General features: G+C 57.9%; 24 protein-coding genes. 11 read left to right on the forward strand and 13 right to left on the reverse strand.

What is annotated here, in order from left to right:
- Positions 1-47: 47 nt before the first annotated feature.
- From O77CONTIG1_RS07820 to O77CONTIG1_RS07865, 10 genes are all read right to left on the reverse strand, one after another.
- The gene (locus tag O77CONTIG1_RS07820; RefSeq protein ID WP_068509491.1) at positions 48-1,370 is read right to left on the reverse strand and encodes a class I SAM-dependent methyltransferase; all 1,323 of its coding nucleotides are present in this window, start codon (positions 1,368-1,370) and stop codon (positions 48-50) included.
- A 169-nt stretch (positions 1,371-1,539) separates the two neighbouring features.
- Entirely contained in the window at positions 1,540-1,830 is a 291-nt protein-coding gene (locus tag O77CONTIG1_RS07825) for a hypothetical protein (protein WP_156435035.1), read from the reverse strand.
- Positions 1,784-2,476 carry a hypothetical protein gene (locus O77CONTIG1_RS07830; protein WP_068509496.1) on the reverse strand — a complete coding sequence of 231 codons (693 nt, stop codon included), beginning with the start codon at positions 2,474-2,476 and terminating at the stop codon, positions 1,784-1,786. Before O77CONTIG1_RS07830 ends, O77CONTIG1_RS07825 begins: the two co-directional genes overlap by 47 nt.
- A 73-nt stretch (positions 2,477-2,549) precedes the next feature.
- Complete coding sequence (locus O77CONTIG1_RS26735) at positions 2,550-2,810, reverse strand: methyltransferase domain-containing protein (RefSeq protein ID WP_068509497.1); 261 nt, start codon at positions 2,808-2,810, stop codon at positions 2,550-2,552.
- A 616-nt stretch (positions 2,811-3,426) separates the two neighbouring features.
- Complete coding sequence (locus tag O77CONTIG1_RS24300) at positions 3,427-3,852, reverse strand: hypothetical protein (protein ID WP_156435038.1); 426 nt, start codon at positions 3,850-3,852, stop codon at positions 3,427-3,429.
- A 166-nt stretch (positions 3,853-4,018) separates the two neighbouring features.
- Positions 4,019-4,807 carry a 5-formyltetrahydrofolate cyclo-ligase gene (locus tag O77CONTIG1_RS07845; RefSeq protein WP_068509501.1) on the reverse strand — a complete coding sequence of 263 codons (789 nt, stop codon included), beginning with the start codon at positions 4,805-4,807 and terminating at the stop codon, positions 4,019-4,021.
- Positions 4,807-5,331: a 2-amino-4-hydroxy-6-hydroxymethyldihydropteridine diphosphokinase gene (gene folK, locus O77CONTIG1_RS07850; RefSeq protein WP_156435040.1), complete on the reverse strand. Its 525-nt coding sequence runs from the start codon at positions 5,329-5,331 to the stop codon at positions 4,807-4,809. The genes O77CONTIG1_RS07845 and folK overlap by 1 nt, the downstream gene beginning before the upstream one ends.
- A gap of 28 nt (positions 5,332-5,359) precedes the next feature.
- The gene (locus O77CONTIG1_RS07855) at positions 5,360-5,599 is read right to left on the reverse strand and encodes a 2Fe-2S iron-sulfur cluster-binding protein (RefSeq protein WP_068509504.1); all 240 of its coding nucleotides are present in this window, start codon (positions 5,597-5,599) and stop codon (positions 5,360-5,362) included.
- Positions 5,600-5,659: 60 nt separating this feature from the next.
- Positions 5,660-7,156 (reverse strand): cobyric acid synthase CobQ, encoded by a 1,497-nt coding sequence (gene cobQ / locus O77CONTIG1_RS07860; protein ID WP_068509506.1) that lies wholly within the window; start codon positions 7,154-7,156, stop codon positions 5,660-5,662.
- 176 nt (positions 7,157-7,332) lie between these two features.
- Positions 7,333-7,767, reverse strand: a complete 435-nt coding sequence (locus O77CONTIG1_RS07865) for an Npun_F0494 family protein (RefSeq protein ID WP_068509509.1) — start codon at positions 7,765-7,767, stop codon at positions 7,333-7,335.
- Between the two features lie 737 nt (positions 7,768-8,504).
- Between O77CONTIG1_RS07865 and O77CONTIG1_RS07875 the strand changes: the two genes are divergently transcribed.
- The 4 genes from O77CONTIG1_RS07875 to O77CONTIG1_RS25415 all read left to right on the forward strand — a co-directional run bounded on the left by O77CONTIG1_RS07875 (position 8,505) and on the right by O77CONTIG1_RS25415 (position 12,192).
- A complete protein-coding gene (locus O77CONTIG1_RS07875; RefSeq protein ID WP_068509514.1) occupies positions 8,505-9,833 on the forward strand; it encodes a hypothetical protein in 1,329 nt (442 codons plus the stop codon).
- 75 nt (positions 9,834-9,908) lie between these two features.
- A complete protein-coding gene (locus O77CONTIG1_RS07880) occupies positions 9,909-10,316 on the forward strand; it encodes a hypothetical protein (RefSeq protein ID WP_068509516.1) in 408 nt (135 codons plus the stop codon).
- Positions 10,288-10,776 (forward strand): hypothetical protein, encoded by a 489-nt coding sequence (locus tag O77CONTIG1_RS07885; protein WP_084782358.1) that lies wholly within the window; start codon positions 10,288-10,290, stop codon positions 10,774-10,776. Before O77CONTIG1_RS07880 ends, O77CONTIG1_RS07885 begins: the two co-directional genes overlap by 29 nt.
- Positions 10,777-10,845: 69 nt before the next feature.
- Positions 10,846-12,192, forward strand: coding sequence for a hypothetical protein (locus O77CONTIG1_RS25415; RefSeq protein WP_068509522.1), 1,347 nt, complete (start codon positions 10,846-10,848; stop codon positions 12,190-12,192).
- 144 nt (positions 12,193-12,336) lie between these two features.
- Here the strand turns inward: O77CONTIG1_RS25415 and O77CONTIG1_RS07895 are convergent, their stop codons facing one another.
- Complete coding sequence (locus O77CONTIG1_RS07895; protein ID WP_068509525.1) at positions 12,337-13,524, reverse strand: site-specific integrase; 1,188 nt, start codon at positions 13,522-13,524, stop codon at positions 12,337-12,339.
- 297 nt (positions 13,525-13,821) lie between these two features.
- On the opposite strand from O77CONTIG1_RS07895, the gene hemH reads away from it, so the two are divergent.
- The 4 genes from hemH (at position 13,822) to O77CONTIG1_RS07915 (ending at position 16,979) form a co-directional block, all read left to right on the forward strand.
- Positions 13,822-14,985: a ferrochelatase gene (gene hemH / locus O77CONTIG1_RS07900; protein WP_068509528.1), complete on the forward strand. Its 1,164-nt coding sequence runs from the start codon at positions 13,822-13,824 to the stop codon at positions 14,983-14,985.
- A gap of 189 nt (positions 14,986-15,174) precedes the next feature.
- A complete protein-coding gene (locus tag O77CONTIG1_RS07905) occupies positions 15,175-15,957 on the forward strand; it encodes a tetratricopeptide repeat protein (protein WP_068509530.1) in 783 nt (260 codons plus the stop codon).
- 3 nt (positions 15,958-15,960) lie between these two features.
- Positions 15,961-16,284 (forward strand): YnfA family protein, encoded by a 324-nt coding sequence (locus O77CONTIG1_RS07910; protein WP_068509534.1) that lies wholly within the window; start codon positions 15,961-15,963, stop codon positions 16,282-16,284.
- Positions 16,285-16,343: 59 nt separating this feature from the next.
- Complete coding sequence (locus O77CONTIG1_RS07915) at positions 16,344-16,979, forward strand: HD domain-containing protein (RefSeq protein ID WP_068509536.1); 636 nt, start codon at positions 16,344-16,346, stop codon at positions 16,977-16,979.
- 211 nt (positions 16,980-17,190) lie between these two features.
- Here the strand turns inward: O77CONTIG1_RS07915 and tsaD are convergent, their stop codons facing one another.
- Positions 17,191-18,231, reverse strand: coding sequence for a tRNA (adenosine(37)-N6)-threonylcarbamoyltransferase complex transferase subunit TsaD (gene tsaD, locus O77CONTIG1_RS07920; protein ID WP_068509539.1), 1,041 nt, complete (start codon positions 18,229-18,231; stop codon positions 17,191-17,193).
- 303 nt (positions 18,232-18,534) lie between these two features.
- Between tsaD and O77CONTIG1_RS07925 the strand changes: the two genes are divergently transcribed.
- The 3 genes from O77CONTIG1_RS07925 to O77CONTIG1_RS07935 all read left to right on the forward strand — a co-directional run bounded on the left by O77CONTIG1_RS07925 (position 18,535) and on the right by O77CONTIG1_RS07935 (position 20,858).
- A complete protein-coding gene (locus O77CONTIG1_RS07925) occupies positions 18,535-19,020 on the forward strand; it encodes a Photosystem I reaction center subunit III (RefSeq protein WP_068509541.1) in 486 nt (161 codons plus the stop codon).
- Positions 19,021-19,127: 107 nt separating this feature from the next.
- Complete coding sequence (psaJ, locus tag O77CONTIG1_RS07930) at positions 19,128-19,250, forward strand: photosystem I reaction center subunit IX (protein WP_068509544.1); 123 nt, start codon at positions 19,128-19,130, stop codon at positions 19,248-19,250.
- A gap of 735 nt (positions 19,251-19,985) precedes the next feature.
- Positions 19,986-20,858 (forward strand): MBL fold metallo-hydrolase, encoded by an 873-nt coding sequence (locus O77CONTIG1_RS07935; protein ID WP_068516228.1) that lies wholly within the window; start codon positions 19,986-19,988, stop codon positions 20,856-20,858.
- An 80-nt stretch (positions 20,859-20,938) separates the two neighbouring features.
- On the opposite strand, the gene O77CONTIG1_RS07940 is transcribed toward O77CONTIG1_RS07935, so the two are convergent.
- A complete protein-coding gene (locus O77CONTIG1_RS07940) occupies positions 20,939-22,828 on the reverse strand; it encodes a PTS transporter subunit EIIC (RefSeq protein WP_286132609.1) in 1,890 nt (629 codons plus the stop codon).
- Between the last annotated feature and the right edge of the window lie 12 nt (positions 22,829-22,840).

Raw genomic sequence — 22,840 nt, forward strand, 5'->3', positions numbered from 1 at the left:
CTCAAAAATTTTCTGGGATTTTCTGAGAAGCTGAAAGCCTTGCAGTGTCAGGAATCTAACTCGGTGAGTACGTATAAAAACGCATCAAGTCGGTTCAACAAGTTTTGTACCCTGGCAAATGCAGTGTTCTCACTGAGTGGCTCCAGGGTTGCCCAGTCTATGGGCTGAATCTGTTGCCAGCGCTGGGTTAGGGCGGCGACGGTCTGGGGCCCGTCCCACAGGGGCAGCAGGCAAGCGGTTTCCAGGGCAGTCAGCAAAACGGGTCCCATTGCGGGCAGGTCGATGTAGCGGGTTAGCTCGAAGGGTTGACTGGTTTCAATCTGGGCGATCGCCGCTTCTCGGATCGGCGCAGCCCGCAACACCGGATGCAGGTGAACCCGGGCCCATCGCCATGCTTCATCGTCCCAGGCATCGACAGGAATCCCCGGCGGGTCAGCATCCACCCGCACACACCAAACATCCAGCAGGCGATTCACGGGATGGAGGAGTTCATACATCCGCAGTTGATCGGACGGCTCAGCAGCCATCAGGCTCATGCCCCACAGCGCGGGCAGGTCGTCGCAGTCCTTAAACAGGTCGGGCACTTGCCAGTGCCGCCAGTTCACCATGCTGAGAAACTCCAGCTTGGCCGCACCCAGCAGGTCAAACACATCGGGAATTGTGAAGCCTTTGTCCCCCGTCAGCAGATGATTTGCCAAAATGCTGCCGTCGCTTTCGGGGCATTCATATTCAGGCTTCCAGGCGTGCTGCTTCAGCACCACATCCGGCTTTAGGGCTTTCATCGTGTTGATCACCACCTGCACGGCCTCGCTCTGGGAGGTTTCTGGCTTCATCAGCCCGATCGCCCGAAAGAGCTCTTGCGCTCGATAAAACGCATGGCGCTGGAGGGCACTGTGCAGGTTCACCCGCAAAATGCCGTCGGGCTTGAGGACGCTGGTCATAGCCTGTAATGCTGCCAGCGGGTCGGGCACCAGATACAGCGTCTCGTCGCAGTTGATGTAGTCAAAATGGATTCCCAAACTGGGCAAATCTTCGATCAGCAGCGTGTAAAACTCTGTGTTGGGAATTTGGTGATAGTCGAGCCGCTGCCTCGCCAGCTTGACCGACTCTTCCGACAGGTCAACGCCGATGATCGTCGCCCCCGGATTGGCGATCGCCAGCAGATGCGCCTTGTAGCCCGTCCCACAGCCCGCGTCCAGAATCACCTTGCCTACGGTATCCACCGCCCGCCGATAGCGCAGGTAGTAAGGCGTGACCATGCTATGCACAAACTGCATATCGTAATCCGCCACGGGTGATTGGTCGAGCGGAATCCGGGGATAGGGCGCGTTGTCAAACTGGGCGCGGAGTTCGTCGAGGGGGGAGAGCATAGAGGTATCGGGATGTGGCGGGGTGATGGGTTAGCGGACTGGTGGGGTGGCAGGGGTGGCGGGGTGGCGGGGTGACGGGGTGACGGGGTGACGGGGTGGTTTACTCCAACACTCCAACACTCCAACACTCCCCCCTCTCCCCCCTCTCTCTCCCTCCCCCTCCCTCGCGCTAAGACTCAACCAGCACAAACAAACACCGCTCTAGTCGCTTGATTAGCTCCACGATTTGCCCCAGGGCAGTGTCTGCGGTCATAGGTTCCAGGCTGGGCAGTTGGACGGGGTGGAAGCGCTGATATTGATGGGCGATCGCCGCGATGGAGTGCGGCCCGTCCCACAGCGGCAGCAACGAGAGTGCCTGACTGCTGCTCAGCACCACGGGCGTTGGCGAAACCTGGCTGAGGTGGCGATTTATTTCAAACGGCTGAGAAGCCTGACACGCCGCCAATAGTGCCTGACGCACTCGCTCGGTGCGGAGTTGGGGGATGCAGGTGCAGGGTCGCCCGCTGCCAGTCGCTCAGCGCCCAGTTTTGCAATGTCCGGTCTGGGGGCGAGTCGGGCGGTTCCGCTTCGGTGGCAACGCCGCACCAGGCATCCAGCAGGCGATGCACCGGATTCAGCAGTTCGTAGAAATAAAGCTGGTCTTCGATCGAGCAATTGGGCACCAGTTGGTTCCACGGCTCCGGCAGTGCATGGGGATTTTGGAACAGGTCGCGCAAATCCCAATGCAGCCAGTTCACCATGCTGATCAATTCTAGGTCTGCCGACTTTAGCAACCCGAACAGATCAGGAATGGTATAGCCCTTGTCGCCCAGCAGCAGATGATCGACCAGCACACCCTCTGGCTGCTGCTGATAAATTGGGTGCCAGGTGGTGGTTTTCAGCACGACGTGATCCTTGAGGGCGTTCATGGTTTCATGCACCAGTCCCACCTCCAAATCCGTTGGATTGTCGTCCATCAGCCCCAGCATCTGAAACAGGGCTTGCGCCTGATAGTAGCGGCGGCGCTGATAGGCGCTGTGCAGGTTTACCCGCAAGATGCCGTCAGGTTTTAGCACCGACCGCATTGCCTGCAACCCTGCCAGCGGATCGGGCAGCAGATACAGCACCTCATCGCAGTTGATGTAGTCGAACTGTATCCCCGAGGTTGGGCAAGTCTTCGATCAGGGCCGGCGTAGCACTCTACCTGATCAAACCCGTGATGCGCCAGCCCGTTGCTGAGTCATCTCCACTGACTTTTTCCGACAAGTCCATGCCCACAATCTTTGCGCCCGGATTTGCCTCCGCCAGCATCAGGCACTTGTAGCCACTGCCGCAGCCCGCATCTAAAATCAGCCGATCTTGCGGATCGATTACTCGACCTTCGCGGCGGTAATACGCCGTTATCAGGCTGTGCTTGAATAGGGAATTTGGATCGTCCTTGGGCGACTGATCCAGCGGCACACGCGGATAGGGCGCGTGGTCAAATTGCTGGCGGATTTTGTCCAGGGCTTTCGGGGGGGGAGCATTTGGAGTGCTGGGGGTGTTGGGGTGTTAGGGTGTTGGAGTAAGGGAAAGGTTACTTTAACTGAACAAAGTCGCTTCTAATCCAGCCGACAGCGCCTGATACTGGAAATTTGACCTTGTACCAACTTTGACCGTCCTTACCAATTGTGTTGTCCAAAATCAAAACTTCGTCACCAACTAGACCATAGCGCCGGGGTTGGAATATCTGTGCTTGGTACTCTCGCAGATTAATTCTGGCTGATGCATCCTCAGCCATCAGAATTCCAGTCGAACCGCCATGGGGAGTTAGGGCCGATATCTCACCAACTTGGTTTATGGAACGGGGTTGACCATCGCAACCAGCATACTCAGCGGACGAAAATTTTGCTTCGTAATGTACTAGCAGTTGCTCTAAGGGAATTGTGTAGTTGTTAGCTGCATACACAGACTGAGCAAGCCGTGCTGAGTTGCCTGAATGCTCTAGAATTTCCTCGCAAGCATAACGAAGTGCAATTTCAACGCCACCCCTGAGCCTCCCCAATTTTGTATGGTTTTGCGGGCGTAACTAGATACGCTACCCCGGTTGACGATTAATTACTTCGTAGAATCTTTCACGGAAGCGTTCCTTGCTAGAGCTGGCTTTAGGGCTTGCAGGCATTGCTGCGGATTCTGGGGATGGCGATTCTACTGGCTGAGATGGTGGGGATGCTTGAGCCTGCTGGACTGTGGTTTGTACTGCGGTCTGAGTGGAAACGTTTTGTACGTTAGAGCCATTAGGTTCTATAAAGCGACCAATGAGAACCCAAGGTAAAATTCCCATTGCTGTTGCAAATGCTTTCTCGTTTCTTCCCAGCTTTTTTGCAAATAGCCATGTCAGTGGAATTCCGAAATATGGCATCAGAAAACTAAAAATTGACCAAACAATGGTGCCAGTTAGTTTGGTCTCCTGCTCGGCTGTGAGTTTTTTGGGTTGATCGGGTGAATGCTGCTCTGGGTTCATGGCAATAATTGCTAAAAATCTTAAGGTTGCTTAGGCGCTAAGTTTTCTGCTGAAGAAGTTGCTCCTCAGCAGTTGACTTTGTAATTAGGTTTCCCAGAGAAGAAGGAAATGCGCTGTAAACCAAAGATTCACTCAAATTTTGCCAGAAGCGGTTTTAATCGTGAATCTACGCTTTATTTGCCTTTTCATAAAGCTGTTTCAAAATTGGAATCTTGCGGTATTGATCGGGCTGGACGGCTGCCCAGTTGATGCCAGTGGGTTTTGGGAAGGTGTGATGAGTAGCGATCGCCCCTTCTGGTGTCACAACCCAATCCAGCGGCCAGTCGTGGGGTTCTACAGGCAGTTTATCCGCATCCACAAGTTGCAGCGGGTGGATGGTAGTGACGATTTGCGTGTCGGGTTTTAGCAGGTTGAACTGTTGCAGCATAGCCAGTTCCAGGTCGGCGAAGCCTGCACCTTTGCCTGTGCGCCCGCCTGCGGTCGTAGCGGCGACGCTGCCCACGACGACCAGATCAATCGGCTGCATCTCGTCAAAGCTGACCAGTCGCCCGTGGATTAGCGCCTGACGCATGGCGGCCACCTGCTTGAACGGGATGCCCTGCCGTTGCAGTGTGGCAGGGTCGAGTTCCACAAAGCACTGGCGGCGGGTGAGGCGCGGCACGGCCATATAGAGTCGCTTGCCGTCTTGCAGCGCCCGCAGCCGCACGGGGGCTTGCGGTCGGTCGGGGTTGCACTTGACGACCTGCGCCTGCTGCCAGATGGGTAGGGCAGCAAGCTGCTCGGCGGCGGCTTCGGCTCCGGCAAAGTGGGGGATGTGGCCCACTGGGTCGCGGAGGGCTGCGCCGCTGTCTTTCAGGCTTTGCCAGACCGAGTTCCGCAGTTGGGCTTTGGCGGGATGGCGATCGCCCCATTCCACAGTAGGCAAACTGGCGCTGGAGTCAGCAGGGGTATCCATTACCCGCTCGACCCCAGCATGATGATGAGCTGTACGCCGGAACTGTCGATCTGGTCGCGCAGTTCTGCCATTGTTTTGAGGGTGACAGGTTCTACCCAGTCGGGCGCGATCTCTGCCAGCGGCCACAGCACAAAGGCGCGATCGCGCATTCGGGGATGGGGCAGTTGTAGGGTCGGCGTGTTGACCATGCGGTTGCCATAGAGCAAGAGATCCAGATCCAGCAGCCTCGCCCCCCAGCGCTCTCGCCGCACTCGCCCAAACTGCTGCTCAATTTCCAGCAGCACGCTCAGCAAGGTATCGGGTGGCAGCAGCGTGTAAACCAACATGCAGGCATTGATATAGTCTGGCTGGGGCGGGCCGACGGGGGCAGTTTTATACAAATGCGATCGCTCGATGAGTTGCACACCAGGAACGCGGGCGATCGCCTCAATTGCCGACTCGACAATTGCGATCGAATCGCCCAAATTGCTGCCGAGGGCGATCGCCGCCCGCACTGCATTCGGCAACTCAAATTCATCAATCATGGAAAACTATGGAAATGAATCAGGAGAATTACCAAGTGGGGTCAACGTAGAGGTTGATGGTGAGCTGGGTCGCCCCTGCGGGAACTGCACTAATGCAGGCACACACCGACTCGTCGCCATTCACCTCCACTTCGCAAGCATGACAGGACCCCATCAAACAGCCTGTGGGAATCATCACACCCGCCCGTTCTGCCACTTCCAGCAGCGGCTCACCAGGGTCTGCCTGCACCGTCACGTCGTCGGGCAAAAAGTGAATCTCTACACTCATGTCTAAGCTCGGGGGCGACTTGGATCAGCTATCTAAATTGGATCAGCTATCTAAATTGGATCAGCTATCTAAATAAGACGACAGCGCCGATAAATCCAGATAAGACTCAAAGGCATCAGCCAGTGAGTCTAGCATAGACTCTCGCTGCTCTCGATAGTTAGAAACGCCCGTTGGTAGAGACTTGAGACCACGCTGCTGGCGCAGCCGATTCAGCCAGGCCCGCCGCCACGCGCCATTGTCGAAAATGCCGTGCAGATAAGTCCCCCAGAGCGACTGGGTAGAGTCCACCAGCCCTAAATTGCGATCGTCAAACAGCGGTTTGAAAACAGGCCCCTCCGGGTCCTGGTCGGCATCGGCCAGATGGGTGCGTCCCTGGTGAATTTCGTAGCCCAGCACCGGCAGCCCCACCTGCGGAAAATTAGACGTGACCTGTCGCTGCCGCGCTACTTTTTGCCCTGTAATTACCGTCTTAATCGGCAGCAGACCCAGCCCCTTATAGCGACCTTCCTGACCTTCCACACCTTCTGGATCAGCCAGCATCGTGCCCATCATTTGATAGCCGCCGCAAATGCCTAACACCGTTCCGCCCGCAGCGGCGTATTTCTGAATCGCCTCGGCCAGCCCCGTGCGCTGGAGGGCGATCAGGTCGGGAATGGTGGTCTTGGAACCGGGCAAAATCACCGCGTCGGGATAGCCGAGAGAATCTTTCAGTCCGATATATTTCACTGAAACAGTAGGTTCCGCCTCTAGCGGGTCAAAATCGGTAAAGTTTGAAATGCGCGGCAGGCGAATCACGGCAATCGTCACCTCGTTGCCGCCGCTCTGTTGCCCCCGGTCAAACAACGAGAGCGAGTCTTCTGCCGGAAAGGAATGCTCCATCCAGGGAATCACCCCCAGAACCGGAATGCCCGTCCGCTCCTCTAGCCAGGTGAGTCCGGGGTCGAGCAGCGCCTTTTGCCCACGAAACTTGTTGATAATGATGCCTTTCACCAGGGCGCGTTCCTCTGGCTCCATCAGCTCTAGCGTGCCGACGATCTGGGCAAACACGCCCCCTCGTTCAATATCGGCAATCAGCAGGGTCGGCGCGTTGAGGTGGTTGGCCACGCGCATATTGGTCAGGTCACGCTCTTTCAGGTTAACCTCGACGGGGCTGCCTGCACCCTCGCACACTATGAGGTCGAATTCTTCGCTCAGCCGAGCCAGAGATTCTTCGATCGCCTGCCAGCCTGGCTCGAAATATTCGGCGTAATAGTCAGCCGCACTGACCCGCCCGACCGGCCGTCCCTTCAGCACCACCTGCGAAGTCATATCGCCCTGGGGCTTGAGCAAGATGGGGTTCATCTCCACGCGGGGCGCAACACCCGCTGCCCAGGCTTGCACTGCTTGAGCATGACCAATTTCTCCACCTGTCGCTGTGACGTAGGCATTGAGCGCCATGTTTTGCCCCTTGAAAGGCGCAACCCGCCAGCCCCGGCGACTCAGGATGCGGCACAGGGCCGCCGTCAGCATAGACTTTCCGACATGAGACGCGGTTCCTACCACCATGATGGCTTTCATCCAAGACCTCCGAAAGAGCGTAGGCGAGCAGGGGCGATGTGCGTGAACAAGGTGCGAAGCAGGGTACGGGCGCAGGAATAGATAGTTTCGAGATGTTTTGACTCGCTGTTTTGATTTACAGCCTATGAAGCAAGAAAACCTGAAAGACTGGCGGAAATCTTCGGAGCGGAGATGAGCTATTGGAGCCAGGCAGGTGGACGAAACCAGCGAGATAGCAGATTGGCGAGGCGATCGCCTAGGGTTGGGGCAGGAATGCGGCTACGCTCGACCCACTGGTCTACCAGAATGCGGCCCAGCGGCGTGAGCCGAAAGCTATCGGTGAGTCCCTGTCCATCGACCTCTCGCCGCAAGACACCCACATCGATGAGCCAGAGCAGCGCATCTTCGGCGGCGAGTTCGGCCAGCGGGCGGCGAGTGTAGCGCTGCTGCACACCCGATGATCCGGCGATCGCCCTCAGCGACACCCCCTCCTGGCGCATCGTGGCGAACAGCGGCAGCAAAAAGGGGGAACAGGCGACTGCCCGCCGGGCCCGCTTAAGCGTAGACAGCGGATACCTTGGAGCAGATTGGTCAGGGGTCGCAGCGCGGTCGGGGGGCTGAATCGCAGTCATAGGCGCAAAAAGGCTAGACGCAAAAAAAGGCAGGGGCGAAACGCAGAGCAAGCGAACACGAGGCAGCCTGACAGAGGCTGGAAGACAGAGGCTGGAAGACAGAGATTGGAAGACAGAGATTGGAAGACGGTGCGGCACTCTGCGTGAAATGACAGGCGGGCAACAACGGGCGTGAAATCCATGAGTCTACGACTCAGGCAGGATGATGGGGCTAGCAAAACCCAGAGCGTCCTACCAGAACCAGGCTCGAAACGTGGCTTTCGCAAACAACGCTTTGTTTATTCTAGGGCCCGATAGAAAGGACGGGGCGATCGCACGACGGTCTGACTTCCAGAATGCCCTAATTTGCCCTGAAAGCAACAGAAACACAGGACTGGCCAGTTTGGAGGGTTTCGCCACTGTAGCCCAAAAGAAGCCGACTCACCCGATTCATCAGTTCTGTCAATCCTGAACTGACTGCAAGCGTTCAAGCCCAGGATCAAGAGACATAGACAAAAGGGTTGACGGATTTAGTACATAAGTACTATTTTGAGCTACCATGAGGGGTATGCAGCAGGAAGTACTTACGTACTAGCTCGGATCATCTTTGATTTTAGTGCATTTGATTTAGCGCATGATTTAGCGCATCTGAGCAAGCGCTCCGAGTCAACGGAGCAAGACCTGAGCAAATCGCTCCACTCACTGCTCTGCGCTATCCCAGGTTCTCAGACTGTCAGCACGCTTCAGGAGTTGAACGCATGAAGGAATCCCCCGCCGCCCAACCCACATCTATGCCCACCAGCCAGGTCGAGATTCGCGCAATTCAGGAGCGGCTCCAGGCCATTCGGGCTGGACAAGTCGCTGTCTCGTCGTCCCCCGCCTCTCGTATGGTGGAAATGTTTCCCGCCCAGAGCGCAGCGATAGGACGGATGAGCGCGATTCGCGAAGCGATCCCTACGGGAATAGCCCCGTCAGAGCGCCCTTCAGAAAAACCTCCAGAGCGCAATTATGCTGGCGTTGCGGCGCAAAATCGCCCTACAGATGCCGACGTGACCGCTGCTGTGCGCGAGGCCGCCGCCGAAGCCCAGCAAGCCGCCCAATTTCGGCAGGCAGCCGAGTCACTGCGGGCAATGTCGGCGGCGTTGACCTCAACTTTTGTAGCCCCTGCACCCGCCAGTGCGCCCTCCTCGCCCTTTACTGCGGTGGCTGCACCTGCTGAGTCTACATCGCCCAGACCCCCAGTCGCCGCTGCATCGGGGCGCAAGTCTCATCCCGAAGCGCCGACCCGTCATGAGTTCCCAGCGGCGGAAGTGATGCGCCTGCTAGAAGTGAAGGCAGACGAAATCAACCAGCTCTCTGCTGCCCAGGAAGCCGCCATGCTGGAGCTAAAGGCGATCGCCCAAAAGCTAGAACGCGACTGGAAAGACATGGACACCCAGCGGCACATCTTTGCAGGCGAGGTGAGTGATCTGCCTGCCCTCTGCGAATACCTAGACACGGAGGTGCCCCTCGTGCAACGAGACGAACGAGGCGCATTTGTGGTCACCAAGCGTCCGATTGACCTGTTCCAGGCGGAGCGCGATGCCGAATGGATGGCCCAAAGTCTGCGGCATCGGAGCGATGGGCGCAGCACAGGTTCGGCTCGCCAGGGGCAGCGATATCGCTCTACGGGGCTTACGCCAGCGCCCTCTTCAGCAATCGCGATCGCACTGACAACGACTCAGCGGGCGCTGCGGGGCTTGCTGGCGCTGGTCAACCAGGTGCTATTGCCGAGCGATCGCCAGAGGACGGCCCGCTCAAGGCAGCGGCAAAGCACCACCGCCACAGCAGGTCGGTCGCCCATGACAGCAGCCCCCTCGATGCAGGCCTCTGCGGTGCTGCTGATTGGCGCGGCGATCGCCCGTATCGGCGCAGACTGGCTGCTGGCAATGAATGCAGGCTTCTGGCTACCCGTTGCCCTCCTAATTGTCGCTCCGGCAGCCCTAGCCATCTATCGCACCACCGTCGCCCCCCACACCAGCATTACCTGGGGCTACCGCATTTTTCTTATCTTCCTTGGGCTATTGATTGGAGGGCGCGTGCTATGACCTCAGTTTTACTTGGAGTAATATGGCTCCTGATTGTCTTCAGCGGCCTGGTGATGGTCGGGGAGGGTAGCAACGATGAAGCGCCGTAATCTAGAGCATCACAGTCTAGATCGACCCACGCTAAACCCGGTGCTACTGGGCGGTATGGTAATTGCAATGGCGGGGCTGCTGGTCGATTTGCGTGGCATGGTGTCGCCGGTTGCCTCCAGTGGGCATCACGAAGCCTGCCAGGGCACAGTGAATCAGCAGGTCGCCCTCTCCCGCGAACAGCTTGCCCAGTTGCTCACGGTGCCCGAACGCGACAGCCGCGATCGCATTACGCAAATTGCGGGCGCTCCCTATTGCCAACTGCAAAACATTCAGGTGAGGGCGGGCGTGGCCGCCGAGCGCCAGGTCTATCCGCTCGCTTTTGACCCGCAGACTCGCCTCGTCATTCTCTACGAGGGCAACGAGTATGCCGGGTATCGCTTTAGCTTCCAATAACCCTCCTTTCAAGGGATGCTGGTGCAAAACCTGGGTGAGCCTGATGGCGATCGCCCTGCTGGGGACTGCCTGTTCCCAAGCCCCTCGCCCAGTGCGAACCGTGCCAATTCAGCAAAGCTGGGAATTGCAGCTTGGCAGCACCGTCGGCAAACACCGCATCGTGGGCGGGCTGGGCGACATCTCCATCGAGATGAAGGGCGATCGCGTCTATCTCCCCTTTGATGGCGAGGTACAGTCCAACGACGTACCAGGCTGCTACATCTACTCCACACCCGACGTGCCTGCTTACTTGTTTCGCCTGTGCGGCCTCAAGTCTGGCAAGACCGGGCGCGTTCGCAGCGGTGACACCCTTGGCTCTGCTGACTACCTCCACTTCGCCGCCCTCCGCCGCCAGCCCGACGGCACTTGGGCCCTGGTGGAACCTTCCAAGGAAATGCTGGAGCGGATGCTTAGTAAGTAGCGGCAAGACTCACCGGCAGAATCCCCCAGTCCCCCCCCAACGCCCTACAAAAAGCCCATTTTCTCTCTCATGAATCGTACTCTTTTGCTGCTGGGCGCGGTGGCGATCGCCCTGGGTGAATCGACCGCTGCCCATGCCGATGACCTGGCGCTGAGTTTTGAGATGGCGGTGGTGCAGCCGTCATCGGTAGAGCCGTCTGCGAGCGCAACTCCAACGGCTATGCTGGAGCCGCCGCTGGATGTGCCCCTGCAAGTGCCCGCGAATGCGACCGAGCCACCGATGCAGGAGGCTTCGCGGGCCAATCCGGAGTTGCCGCCCCCGCCGCCGACGGGCGGCTTCGAGGCAATTGCTCAGCCCTTTCCTCAGCCCTTTCCCCAGCCCTTTCCCCGACCTGCGAACCCCCGTCCGTCTGCGGCTCCGGCTCTGGTGGCGACGAGTCAGCCCGCCTCTCCTGAAGAATCCCTGACCCTACCCATTGCGCCATCAGGGTCAAAATCAGTTGAACTGCGGTTTGATGTGCCCGCTGGTCATCTGGCCCAGCAAAAAGACGAAGAACCGCAGCCTTTCCCAGTAAATCAGGCAGTAGATCAAGCGATAAACGGTGCAGCGCGGCTACTCGGCCTTGCTCCGCCAGTTCCAAAGCCCGCCAACGGCGAACTGGCAGCCCTGTTTCACGGCGGCGCAGACTCCCTGGTGGCGCGGGTTGTGGGCAGCGCCGAAGGGACTCGCGCCGCCGACGGCCAGCGCACCAAAGCCTATTACGGCCACACCGACCCCGGCAACGGCGTGTGGAATCTGGGCAGCTTTTCCTATCAGCACGGCGCAAGCTCCCCAGAGGAGGCCGACGAACGCCAGCTTCGACGGCTGCAAAAACAGGCCGACCTGCTCCAGCGCAAGGCAGCCAGCCACGGCATTTCTCTTAGCCTGGAGGAATTGCTAAACGGCATCGACCTGGCAAACCAGGCCCCCGTGGCCGCGCTCGATCGGGGCGGCTATATCGACTGGCTAGCCGAAGCGCGGCGGCGGGGAATGCAGGGCGAATCGGCAATTCTGTGGGCCCGTACCCGCGCCTTCATCGACCCCGATACGCAGCAGTGGAATGCGCCCGGACTAGGCAACACCGCCGACCGCATTTCCCGCGACCAGGATCGCCGCATGAGGGCGATCGCGCTAGCGTTGCGGAGCAGTATCGCCCGCGCCCACGAACACTACCGCACCCAAACGAACCAGCCCGTTGCCCTCAATTCACCGACTCCGCCGCCCAACGCCCCAGCCACCAACCTAGCCGTGGGTGGCGATTTGCCCAGCCCTTCTAGCCCCTCCCTCGGCCAGCCCCCACCGACTGAGAAATCCACTGAAAAATCAGGCGTTCTCGACTCGCTGTTCAGCATTAACCTGCCAGAATTCGCCTTTTAGCAAGTCCCTTTTAGCAAGTCTTAGAGGGGCTAACTTGTGGGGCGATTCGCGAAGCGATCCCTACGGGAATCGCCCGTTAAATTGGGGACTTGCCTGAGTTCACCGGATTAGCCAATTCTAGAAAGAGCAGATCCAGGCTGAAGTCTAACCTAAGCTAGGCTGATCCGCCTTTTCATCGCCCCAAACCTCGCTTCGTCGCAAGGCCGCATCCACCGCCATCTGCTGGTCGCGCCGGGTGATCCAGCGGTGATAGGTGCGCGTGTGAACGGCGACGGAGTGACCCATCATGCGGGCGGCGACGGTGTCGGGTAGCCCCACATGGATGGTTCGCACGGCCCAGGCGTGGCGCAAATCGTAGGGCGAGAAGGGCAGGTCATAGCGGCGAAACTGAGTGGCGACCTGCTGCCCGATGCGCTGGAGCGTGGTCTGGCGCAGATCGGTGCCGATCGGCGGCAGTATCACCTGGCGCAGTTGGAACCGATCGACCCATTCCACCGGGAAGGGCCAGACTTGATGTGCGCCCGTCTTTGTCTGGTCTTGCACCTCGATCACGGCGCTGGAGTCGCCTGTTCGTAGCGCGTCGTAATCGCAAAAAAACACCTCATGGTTTCGCAGTCCGTAGGTTGCCATAATGCCAAACACAAAGCGCCAGGCGGGGTTAGGAATTTGCTCGTAGGCGGCGAGGATGTCGGCTTCGGTCGGCAACTGGCGCAGTTGGGTTTTGCTGTTGCCGTAGTTGCCCCAGTAGGTTTTTAGGTTGATGGGTAGCTCGATGTGCAGAAAGTCTGCCAATGCGCCGAGGGCGGTGCAGCAGATTTGGCGGCTGCGGGTGTTGGGTTTGGTCGATTGCACGGTGGCGTAGATGGCTTCGGCGAGGCTGAGGTTGGGGCGAGCTTGGGCGATCGCCTCCAGCTTCTTCAAATACGGCGCGTAAGCCTTCTCCCACGTCGTCCGCACCGAAGCGGGATTTGCTGCGCCCTCTTGCCGCGTCCAAAACGCCTGCTGAAATGCCGCCAGCTTTTCGGACAAATCCATCTGGCTCAGTCGCCCACCGCCTTTGACGGGTAGATAGTTATGCCAATCGAAGCAGTTTTGCAAAAGCTGGGCGGCGATAATTTTGGCTTCGGTTTCCGCTTGCTTCAGTCCATCATGGGTGGCGGGAAGGTTCAGGCTGATGCGCTGCTGGTGCGGATTCAGCCGATGGCTGCCCGGTCGTGGCGGCAGCGTCCCCCGCAGGCTCAGCTTGTCGCCCCGCCGCTCAACTTGCAGCCCCATTTTCGCAGCTTTGAGGCGCTGGTTGGTTTGCAGGATGCGATCGTCGAGGCTGGGCATTTGGAGGGGTTGGGGGTTAGGGGTTGGGGGTTAGGGGTTGGGGGTTAGGAGAGGAATGGGGGCGATCGCCCTTGAGGGATTGGACTATGACGGCATTAGCCGCTAAGTTTCTTATATACCGTGTTTGTAAAACAAAGATTTGCCTGAAACCCTCGACTTAGATTCGGATAGACAGATTTGCTAAAAGATTACGAAAGTTTAAGCTTTTGGAGTTCGGTGTAGTTGAGAAAGTCTCTCAGGTTGAATCGTTGTTAAAATCAGTAACAAATATTAAAGCCAAGGGAAGCCGTAGTCACTATGGGTCGTGTTGGGGTTTTGCTATTAAACCTGGGAGGGCCGGATCAGCTAGAGGATGTGCGCCCGTTCCTCTATAACCTGTTTTCCGACCCGGAAATTATTCGGCTGCCGTTTCCTTGGCTGCAAAAGCCATTGGCCTGGCTAATCGCCAATAGCCGCACCCGCAAGTCTCAGGAAAACTATCGCCAGATCGGCGGCGGCTCTCCGCTGCGCCGCATCACTGAGGAACAGGGGCAGGCGCTGCAAGCCGAGCTTCAGCAAAAAGGACAGGAGGCGCAAGTCTACATCGGGATGCGCTACTGGTATCCCTTTACTGAAGAGGCGATCGCCCGCATCAAGCGCGACGGTATTGATCGGCTGGTGATTCTGCCGCTTTACCCGCAGTTTTCCATTAGCACCAGCGGTTCCAGTTTCCGCCTGCTCGAAAAAATTTGGTCGGAAGATCCAACGCTACGACGGATTGACCACACGGTGATTCCGTCCTGGTACAAGCGCCCCGGCTACCTGCGGGCAATGGCCGACCTGATTGCTCAACAGCTTGACCAGTTTGAAAATCCCAGTGAGGTTCATATCTTCTTTAGCGCCCACGGCGTGCCGCTGAGCTATGTCGAAGAGGCGGGCGACCCCTACCAGCGCGAAATTGAGGAATGCACCGAGCTAATCATGCGGACGCTGAATCGCCCCAATGCTCACACGCTGGCTTATCAGAGCCGCGTCGGCCCGGTGGAGTGGCTGCGACCGTATACCGAAGATGCGATCGCCGAACTCGCTGCTCAGGGCGTTCAGGATCTCCTGGTCGTGCCCATCAGCTTTGTGTCGGAACACATCGAAACGCTGCAAGAAATCGACATCGAATACCGCGAGATTGCCGAAGAAGCGGGGATTCACAATTTTCAGCGAGTGCCTGCCCTCAACACCCATCCTGTGTTTATCAACGATCTGGCAGAGATGGTGGTTGATGCACTCAATTCACCCAACCTGACGCTAGACCAGATCGCCCGCCCTTCCGAAACCACCAAGATCTACCCGCCAGAGCGCTGGGAGTGGGGCATGACGACGGCTGCGGAGGTGTGGAATGGGCGACTGGCGATGCTGGGCTTCCTGGCGCTTCTGGTAGAGCTGATCAGCGGACATGGCCCGCTCCATTCTCTAGGACTGCTGTAAGGAGACTGCTGTAGGGGGACTGCTGTAAGAGGGCTACGGCAGCTTCACGTAAGCTTCACATTTCTTTGGCAGCTTCGATAAGCTAGGGGCGAGTAGCAAACGCTGCTTGCTCCTGGATGTTTTGCACTGATGCTGGTGTGAACTGGTCGCAAGGTTCATCCAGGTCTTCTCGTAATCGGAGGTTTAGCCATGATCAAAAACCTGAGCGGGATTGCATCGCTGGGGCTAATTTTCTGGATAACGGTGGTGCCTGTGGCCGCCCAAATGCCCGTGCAGGTGCGAGTTGCCGAAGCTAGCCCAGAAGAATTGCTTCGGCTGGGGCATCAAGCAGCCGATCGCGGCAACTTCCGCGAGGCGATCGCCGCCTACACGCGGGCACTCCAGCAAGATCCCAACCTCACGGCCGCCTATCTGCATCGTGGGCAGGCACATCATGATGTGGGCAACTTTGACGGGGCGATCGCCGACTTTGAGCAAGCTCTCCGGCTAGAACCAGACAACGCCAGGGCTATCTATGGTCGCGGCGAGGCGCAGATCGATCTTGGCAACCCCCAAACTGCGATCGCCGATCTGAGTCAGGCAATCGAACTAGACCGCGGCTATGCCCAAGCCTATGGCGATCGCGCTGTGGCTTACCTGATGTTAGGTAATCTTCAAAATGCCCTGCAAGACTTTGACCAGGCTATTGCGCTCAATGCCCAAAACGCAGACTTGCACTACAACCGGGGCAAGGTGCAAACAGCGCTGGGAGATTGGCGTGGGGCACTGAGCGATTATGATCAGGCGATCGCCCTGAATCCCAATTTTGCTGAAGCCTACGGCAATCGTGGGCTGCTGCGGTTTGAGCAGGGCGATCGCCAGGCCGGACTAGACGACCTCCAACGAGCGCTAGACCTCTTCCAGCAGCAGGGCAACCGGGAAGGCTATCACTTTACCCAAACGCTAATTCGCCAACTAGAAGCAGTAGAGTAGTCCATGCTGCAATCTCTAGGTTTTTTCATTCTGTCAGGGCTGTGCGAAATTGGCGGCGGCTATCTGGTTTGGCTGGCCGTGCGCGAAGGCAGGCCATCGGTGCTGATTTTGGTGGGCACGGTGCTGCTGACGGTGTATGGCTTTGTGGCAACGCAGCAGCCTGCGAATTTTGGACGGGCCTATGCGGCCTATGGCGGCGTGTTCATCGTGCTGTCGCTGCTGTGGGGCTGGCAGGTCGATGGTCTTGCTCCCGATCGATTGGACTGGCTGGGCAGCGCCATTGTGCTGTTGGGCGTTTGCGTGATGATGTATGCGCCGCGTTCTTAGGTTTAGCAGGCGGGCGCAAGTGCTAGGGTGAGAGCTGGACTCGCTTTTGCTGCTTCACGATGGAATTTTCGGGTTTTGATTTTGACCTTGCGCCGACTCGTCTCGCCCAGCAGATCCAGTTTGTTCTGGAAATCGACAAGTTGAAAGGCGTGCTGCGCCAGACCTTGCTGACCGATGCCTCGCGCCGAGAAAACAGCGCCGAACATTCGTGGCATCTAGCCCTGATGGCGATCGCCCTGGCAGAATATGCGCCCGCCCCCATCGACCTGTCGCGGGTGGTGCAGATGGTGCTGCTGCACGACCTGGTAGAAATCGACGCGGGCGACACCTTCGCGTTTGACATGCAGGCTAATCAGGACAAAGCCAATCGAGAGCAAGCCGCCGCCGACCGCCTGTTTGGGCTGCTGCCGCCCGACCTGGGACAAACTCTCCGTAGCTGCTGGGAAGAATTTGAAGCAGCGAAGACACGGGATGCCCAGTTTGCCCACGCCCTCGATCGGCTCCAGCCGTTTTTGCACAATTTGCAAACCGAGGGCGGCACTTGGAAGCAGCATGGCGTGACGCGCGATCGCGTTTTGTGGCGGATGCAGGCGGTGCAGCAAGGCGCTCCCGCGCTCTGGCCCCTGGTAGAAGGCTTGATTCAGCAGGCGGTTTCGGCGGGATACTTGTTACCAGGAACCGATAACCAGCCCTAGGGCGTGCTTTAAAACCCTTTGATCCCCCCTAGCCCCCCTTAAAAAAGGGGGGAACCGAGCTGAACCACTCCGGGAGTCTCCTTGTTTCTAGCGCAGCGGCGCGTAAGCGCGGGGATTTAGGGGGATCGACCCAAGGCAATCAACGACCCAGAAAGTTCTAAAACACTGCCTAATCCCCAACCCCTAACCCCTAACCCCTAACCCCTAACCCCTACTGATACAGCGACATCACCTGCGACAGCGGCAAGCGAGACTGCACGCCCAGCGTCAGCGGCGAGGTGTGCCCGTGCTTCAGGTGGTCGGCAGCGGCGCAGGCGATCATGGCGGCGTTGTCGGTGCAAAACTTGAGCGGTGGGAAGAGGACGCGCAGATTTTCTGCCTCAGCCGCTTCCTGGAGCCTCAGCCGCAGGCCGCTGTTGGCCGCCACACCGCCTCCAACGGCGATCGCCCCCAGTCCATAATCTTTGGCGCAGGCGATCACCCGTTTAGTGAGCGATCGCGCCACCGTGTCTTGAAAGCTGGCGGCCAGGTCAGCTACAGGCAGCGGTTTAGACGAGTTTTGCAAACTTTGGGTCAGCCGCAGCATCGCCGTCTTTAGGCCGCTAAAGCTGGAATCGTAGGGATGATAGCCGCCCTCTGGCAGGGAAATTTTGCCCTCCGGCAGCGCAAACGCCTGCGGATTGCCGTCTTTTGCCAAACGATCGATCACTGGCCCGCCCGGATAGCCCAGCCCCATCAGCCGCGCCACTTTATCAAAGGCTTCTCCAGCGGCATCGTCGCGGGTTTCGCCCAGCGTTTCATACTGGCCGCAATCTTTGACGTAGATCAGGCTCGTATGCCCACCCGACACTAGCAGACAGAGAAACGGCGGCTCTAGCTGCGGTTCGCTGAGATAGGAGGCATAGATATGCCCTTCCAGATGATGCACGCCAATAAACGGCTTGTTGTGCAGCATGGCCAGCGTTTTTGCAGCCGTTAGCCCCACCAGCAGCGCCCCCACCAGCCCCGGCGCACAGGTGGCCGCCACACCGTCGATGTCTGCCCAGCCCAGCCCACTATCGGTCAACGCCTGGGCGATCGCCCAGTTCATTGCCTCCAGATGCTGCCGCGAGGCCACCTCCGGCACCACACCGCCATACTGCTGGTGAACCTGGATTTGTGACGACACCACATTGCTCAACAGATGGCGATCGCGCACCACCGCCACTGCGGTTTCATCACAACTTGTCTCTAACGCTAAAACCGTTGGCATCTCAAGCTTGGTTCCTAACTCGAATACTCCACTTCCCGCCCAACCCCAAATGTAGAGTTCTTTGAACTTTTGTAGCGCCTGTACTCGCTTCAAGCTAATATCAAAAGTCGTCAAGAGCTAATCCTACCAAGGCTTCTGGCAATTGCCAGCGATTTTCCTTGAGCGCTTGTCAATTTTCTAAAAGCTTAACGTGGTCACGCTTCGCTTGCGGAGTATGATCGCTCCAAAGCGTGAATGCTGTTCTAAAAGCATCTTAATTGTTTGTAATAAGTCGTTGCATTTTGTAACAAGGGAAGCAATTCCATGCGCAAGTTGTTTGCTCAGCTATTTGCCCTCGTATTGGCGGTTTCCTTGTGGGGAGGATTTGCTGCCCCCGCCTCCGCCTATAACCTGACCCCCTGCGCCGATTCGCCAGCGTTTCAGGCGCGGGCTGCCAAGGCTGTTACTGCCCAAGCCAAAGCCCGGTTCCAGTCCTATTCCTCCGTGCTGTGCGGCGAAGATGGTCTGCCTCATCTCATCGTAGACGGCAGCCTTTCCCATGCGGGCGAGTTTCTCATTCCTAGCATTTTGTTTCTCTATATTGCCGGGTGGATTGGCTGGGTCGGTCGCGCCTACGTGATTTCGGTGCGTGGCGACAAAGAGCCTGAAATGGCCGAGATTATCATCGACGTGCCCCGTGCTGTGAAATTCATGACGACCGGGCTGCTGTGGCCGCTAGCTGCGGTGCAGGAGTTTACCACGGGTAAGCTGACTGCCCCCGACAACGAAATCACGGTGTCCCCTCGCTAGGCGCTCTTGCCTTGGTGTGGCCCGCACATCTCGCGTTTTTACAGGATTTCAACCAGGTTTTCAACGGTCTCTCAAGCTAACGTCTCTCACGTTTCGGAGCATTGTTCATGCAGTATTTCTTGAAGTACCTCTCGACCGCCCCCGTGCTGGCAACGATCTGGATGTTCATCACGGCTGGCATTCTGATTGAGTTCAACCGCTTCTTCCCGGATCTGCTGTTCCACCCCTAGTGCGGATCTTGATTAGAGGCCTGTGGCGCTCGATCGTTCCAGGCCTTGCTTTCGACCCGTTTGCTACTGCGGCTCGTGCGATCGCACAAAGGCTACACCGCCCAGGATCACCCGCAGGGAACCTAACGTTCAGGCCGCTTTCTGCTGAGGAAGCGGTCTTCGTTTTTATCTCTTACGGTAAAATCTGCATTACATCCCTGCCAATTGGCTGCGTTGCTTTGATGAGTTGTATCTAGAGTCCGCTTGCATGGCTGCACCGCTGTCTTGGCTGCACTGCTGTAACGCCTTGTGGGGTGATGGGAAGCAGTCAATTTGGATGGGGGGCATTTATACTGAGGTGCATGGCACTTGTTCTGACACATCTCGCAAACTGGAGCGTCTTGCCCAGAACTTGCTCAGGAATAGTATTCGGAGCAATGGTATTCGGAGCAATAGTATCCGGAGTGCTGTGAATTTATCCGGAGCTTTATGCAGTCATGTCATAAAGTCAACTGGATGGACGGGTAAATCTGTGCATCCCATGAGCCAAACTGGTTAAATCAGGGAATGCTAAATCTATTGCTGAGGCTCGACTTGGGTGAATCGGTCTGGGGCAATCGCCCACTGAGGCTCGACTCATGACCCAGCTGCTCTCGTGCGACACATCCTCGGCAAGGCCCGTACGTTTGACCTCCCATGTCCGGTTTTAATATTTCCTCGGTTGGTTTCTATGCGGTCGCGGACACTCCTCAAGTTATGCAGATAGACCCCCAAACCTTTACGGTTAAATTTTGGGGCGTTCGCGGCAGTGTGCCCACGCCAGGTGTTGAGATGGTGCGTTATGGAGGCAATACGCCCTGCGTAGAGATGCAAGTCGCTGGGCGGCGAATTATTTTCGACGGAGGGACGGGACTGCGCCTGCTGGGCAAGCATCTGCGCGATGAAATGCCCGTCGAAGCGCACCTGTTTTTTACCCACACGCACTGGGATCGTATCCAGGGATTTCCGTTTTTTGCGCCCGCATTTGTATCAGGAAATTGCTTTTATATCTATGGGGCGGCTGGCCCGAATGGCGCATCCATCAAGCAGCGCCTCTCAGACCAAATGCTGCGCCCCAATTTTCCCGTGCCGTTGCAGGTGATGCAGGCGGATCTCAAGTTTGTAGATATCGTGCCGGGGTCGGTGATTCCAATTGAGGATGTGACGGTGGAGGCAGTGTCGCTGAACCGCCCGAACGGAGCGCTGGGATATCGCGTCACCTGGGGCGGCTATTCGGTGGTCTATGCCACAGATACCGAGCGATCGCCCGATTCGGTAGAGCAAAACCTGAAATATCTGGCGCAGGATGCTGACCTGCTGATTTACGACGCAGCCTACATCAGCGATCACGCCCTGGTTGACCCCGAAGCAGCCACCGGAGAACAGAACCACGGCTGGCAGTCAGGAATCGATCTGGCGATCGCCGCCAGGGTTAAACAGGTCATTATGTTCCATCACGACCCAGCCCACGAGGACGATTTTCTAGACACCATCGAGCAAGACGTACAGTCTCGCTATCCCAACGTAAAACTAGCCCGCGAGGGCATGGTGCTAGACGTGACGCAGTTCAGAAATGATTGCTTGGCGTAGAATGGGGCGCGAGGATGGGCAGTCCACCGCTGCCCATCCTCGCCCTTTTAGACCTATCTCTTTTGAGCTATCCCAGCCCTTTAGACGTGAGTCAACTGCCGCTTCATCTCGTCGGCATACTGGTCTGCATTTAGCCCCACCAGCACATGCAGCTTGTGGTCAGTCAGGTGCATCACGCCGTTGGCTCCGGCCGCGCTGAGGGCCGAGTCATCTACCGCGCTGTCGTCTGCCACCTCGACCCGCAGGCGCGTCAGGGCAGCAGGCTCCACACTGCGGATATTGCGGCGGCCCCCGAGGGCGATGATCAGGTTTTCGGCCTTTTCGGCGGCCATTGGGTCGCGGGCCGGAGCGCCGCTGCCCACCGCAGCCTCTTCGACTGTTTCGGCTTCACCTGTAGCCGGGGTGTAACCTAAATCCGCTTCCGGGCCAGCCGTTTTCAGATACTCGATCATGTCGGTTTTGAGGTTTTCTGAGCGTGGGCCAAAGATCGCCTGCACACTGTTGCCCACCTCCAGCACGCCCGAAGCGCCTAGCGCCTTGAGCCGCGCCTTGTTTACCTTGCTCTTATCCTTGACGGTAATCCGCAGGCGGGTGATGCAAGCGTCCATAACCTCAATGTTGCCGCGTCCCCCAAAAGCCTGCACCAGCCCCAGCGCCATGCCGCCTGCCGCCGTGGGTGCCACGGTCATCCCGTCGGGCAGTTCCTCTTCAACTTCGCGACCCGGCGTTTTGAAGTCAAACATCCGAATTGCGGCGCGGAACACGAAATAGTACACCGCCGCTGCTACAATGCCGCCGCCGATGATCAGCTTCCACACATCGCCCTTGTTGCCGTTCCAGTTCCCAAGCTGATTGAACAGGGCAAAGTCAATAAAGCCCTGGGAGAAGGTAAAGCCCATGCGCCCGCCCAGCGCCACAAATAGGAAGTCGCAAATGCCCGCCATGACTGCGTGGATCGCGTAGAGCGCCGGAGCCACAAACAGGAACGAGAATTCTAGTGGTTCGGTAATGCCAGTCAAAAACGAGGTCAGCGCTGCCGACACCATCAAACTGCCTGTAACGGCGCGGTTTTTGGGCTTTGCCGACTGCCAGATGGCCATGGCCGCGGCGGGCAGCCCGAACATCTTGAACCAGTAACCCCCGCCCAGGATGCCCGCAGTGGGGTCGCCTGCAAAGAAGCGGTTGATGTCGCCGCGCACCAGTTGGTTGGTCACGGGATCGGTGTAGGAGCCAATCTGGAAGAAGAAGGGCACGTTCCAGACGTGGTGCAGACCGAAGGGTAAGAGCGATCGCTCAACCAGCGCATACAGTCCAGCCGAAAGTGGAATGTTATTCCCGCTGGCGGCAGCGTTGGCAAAGCTGTTGATCGCACCGCCGATGGGGGGCCAAATCAGGCTCATGAGGGCCGCAACGGCGATCGCCGTCAAGGACGTGATAATCGGCACAAACCGCTTGCCCGCAAAGAACCCCAGATATTGCGGCAGCTGAATCCGAAAGAAGCGGTTGAACAGGTACGCCGCAATGCAGCCCATGATCAATCCGCCAAACACGCCCGTATCGAGCGTCAAAATGCCGAGTACGGGCTTCATCCAGATAGTGGGCGTTTCCTGCCCCTGCTGGATCAGGTCTTGAATTTGCGCCTCGGTGACAAAGCCCCGTGCGGTGCCAAACGCACCCAGCGCCGCAATGAACACCATAAAGCCAACGGTTGCTGCCAGCGCTGAAACGCCGTCGTTGCCCGTGTAGGCGATCGCCACCGCAACGGCAAAAATCAGCGGCAGCACACCGAAAATCGCGTCCCCCGACGCTTTTATGATCGTCGCCAGCCACTCCGGGATAAACCCAAAAGTTGTTTTCGTAATCGTGCCGCTGGCCAGGTTCTGAATCTCAATCAGTCGGGCGCTGCCCAACCCTAGCAGCAGCCCCGCAATCGGCAAAATCGACACAGGCAGCATTAGGGCCTTGCCCATCTGCTGCGCGAG

Source organism: Leptolyngbya sp. O-77, assembly GCF_001548395.1.
Classification (GTDB): Bacteria; Cyanobacteriota; Cyanobacteriia; order Elainellales; family Elainellaceae; genus Thermoleptolyngbya.

Bases quoted from the DNA above. Each gene is read 5' to 3' on its own strand.
- O77CONTIG1_RS07940 (WP_286132609.1), bottom strand. From the start codon at position 22,828: ATGGGCAAGGCCCTAATGCTGCCTGTGTCGATTTTGCCGATTGCGGGG.
- O77CONTIG1_RS07905 (WP_068509530.1), top strand. From the start codon at position 15,175: ATGATCAAAAACCTGAGCGGGATTGCATCGCTGGGGCTAATTTTCTGG.
- O77CONTIG1_RS07855 (WP_068509504.1), bottom strand. From the start codon at position 5,599: ATGAGTGTAGAGATTCACTTTTTGCCCGACGACGTGACGGTGCAGGCA.
- cobQ (WP_068509506.1), bottom strand. From the start codon at position 7,156: ATGAAAGCCATCATGGTGGTAGGAACCGCGTCTCATGTCGGAAAGTCT.
- O77CONTIG1_RS07845 (WP_068509501.1), bottom strand. From the start codon at position 4,807: ATGGATACCCCTGCTGACTCCAGCGCCAGTTTGCCTACTGTGGAATGG.
- psaJ (WP_068509544.1), top strand. From the start codon at position 19,128: ATGCAGTATTTCTTGAAGTACCTCTCGACCGCCCCCGTGCTGGCAACG.
- O77CONTIG1_RS07895 (WP_068509525.1), bottom strand. From the start codon at position 13,524: ATGCCCAGCCTCGACGATCGCATCCTGCAAACCAACCAGCGCCTCAAA.
- O77CONTIG1_RS07910 (WP_068509534.1), top strand. From the start codon at position 15,961: ATGCTGCAATCTCTAGGTTTTTTCATTCTGTCAGGGCTGTGCGAAATT.
- O77CONTIG1_RS07885 (WP_084782358.1), top strand. From the start codon at position 10,288: ATGCCGGGTATCGCTTTAGCTTCCAATAACCCTCCTTTCAAGGGATGC.
- O77CONTIG1_RS07865 (WP_068509509.1), bottom strand. From the start codon at position 7,767: ATGACTGCGATTCAGCCCCCCGACCGCGCTGCGACCCCTGACCAATCT.
- O77CONTIG1_RS07915 (WP_068509536.1), top strand. From the start codon at position 16,344: ATGGAATTTTCGGGTTTTGATTTTGACCTTGCGCCGACTCGTCTCGCC.
- O77CONTIG1_RS07875 (WP_068509514.1), top strand. From the start codon at position 8,505: ATGAAGGAATCCCCCGCCGCCCAACCCACATCTATGCCCACCAGCCAG.
- O77CONTIG1_RS07935 (WP_068516228.1), top strand. From the start codon at position 19,986: ATGCAGATAGACCCCCAAACCTTTACGGTTAAATTTTGGGGCGTTCGC.
- O77CONTIG1_RS24300 (WP_156435038.1), bottom strand. From the start codon at position 3,852: ATGAACCCAGAGCAGCATTCACCCGATCAACCCAAAAAACTCACAGCC.
- hemH (WP_068509528.1), top strand. From the start codon at position 13,822: ATGGGTCGTGTTGGGGTTTTGCTATTAAACCTGGGAGGGCCGGATCAG.
- O77CONTIG1_RS07925 (WP_068509541.1), top strand. From the start codon at position 18,535: ATGCGCAAGTTGTTTGCTCAGCTATTTGCCCTCGTATTGGCGGTTTCC.
- O77CONTIG1_RS07820 (WP_068509491.1), bottom strand. From the start codon at position 1,370: ATGCTCTCCCCCCTCGACGAACTCCGCGCCCAGTTTGACAACGCGCCC.
- tsaD (WP_068509539.1), bottom strand. From the start codon at position 18,231: ATGCCAACGGTTTTAGCGTTAGAGACAAGTTGTGATGAAACCGCAGTG.
- O77CONTIG1_RS25415 (WP_068509522.1), top strand. From the start codon at position 10,846: ATGAATCGTACTCTTTTGCTGCTGGGCGCGGTGGCGATCGCCCTGGGT.
- folK (WP_156435040.1), bottom strand. From the start codon at position 5,331: ATGATTGATGAATTTGAGTTGCCGAATGCAGTGCGGGCGGCGATCGCC.
- O77CONTIG1_RS07880 (WP_068509516.1), top strand. From the start codon at position 9,909: ATGAAGCGCCGTAATCTAGAGCATCACAGTCTAGATCGACCCACGCTA.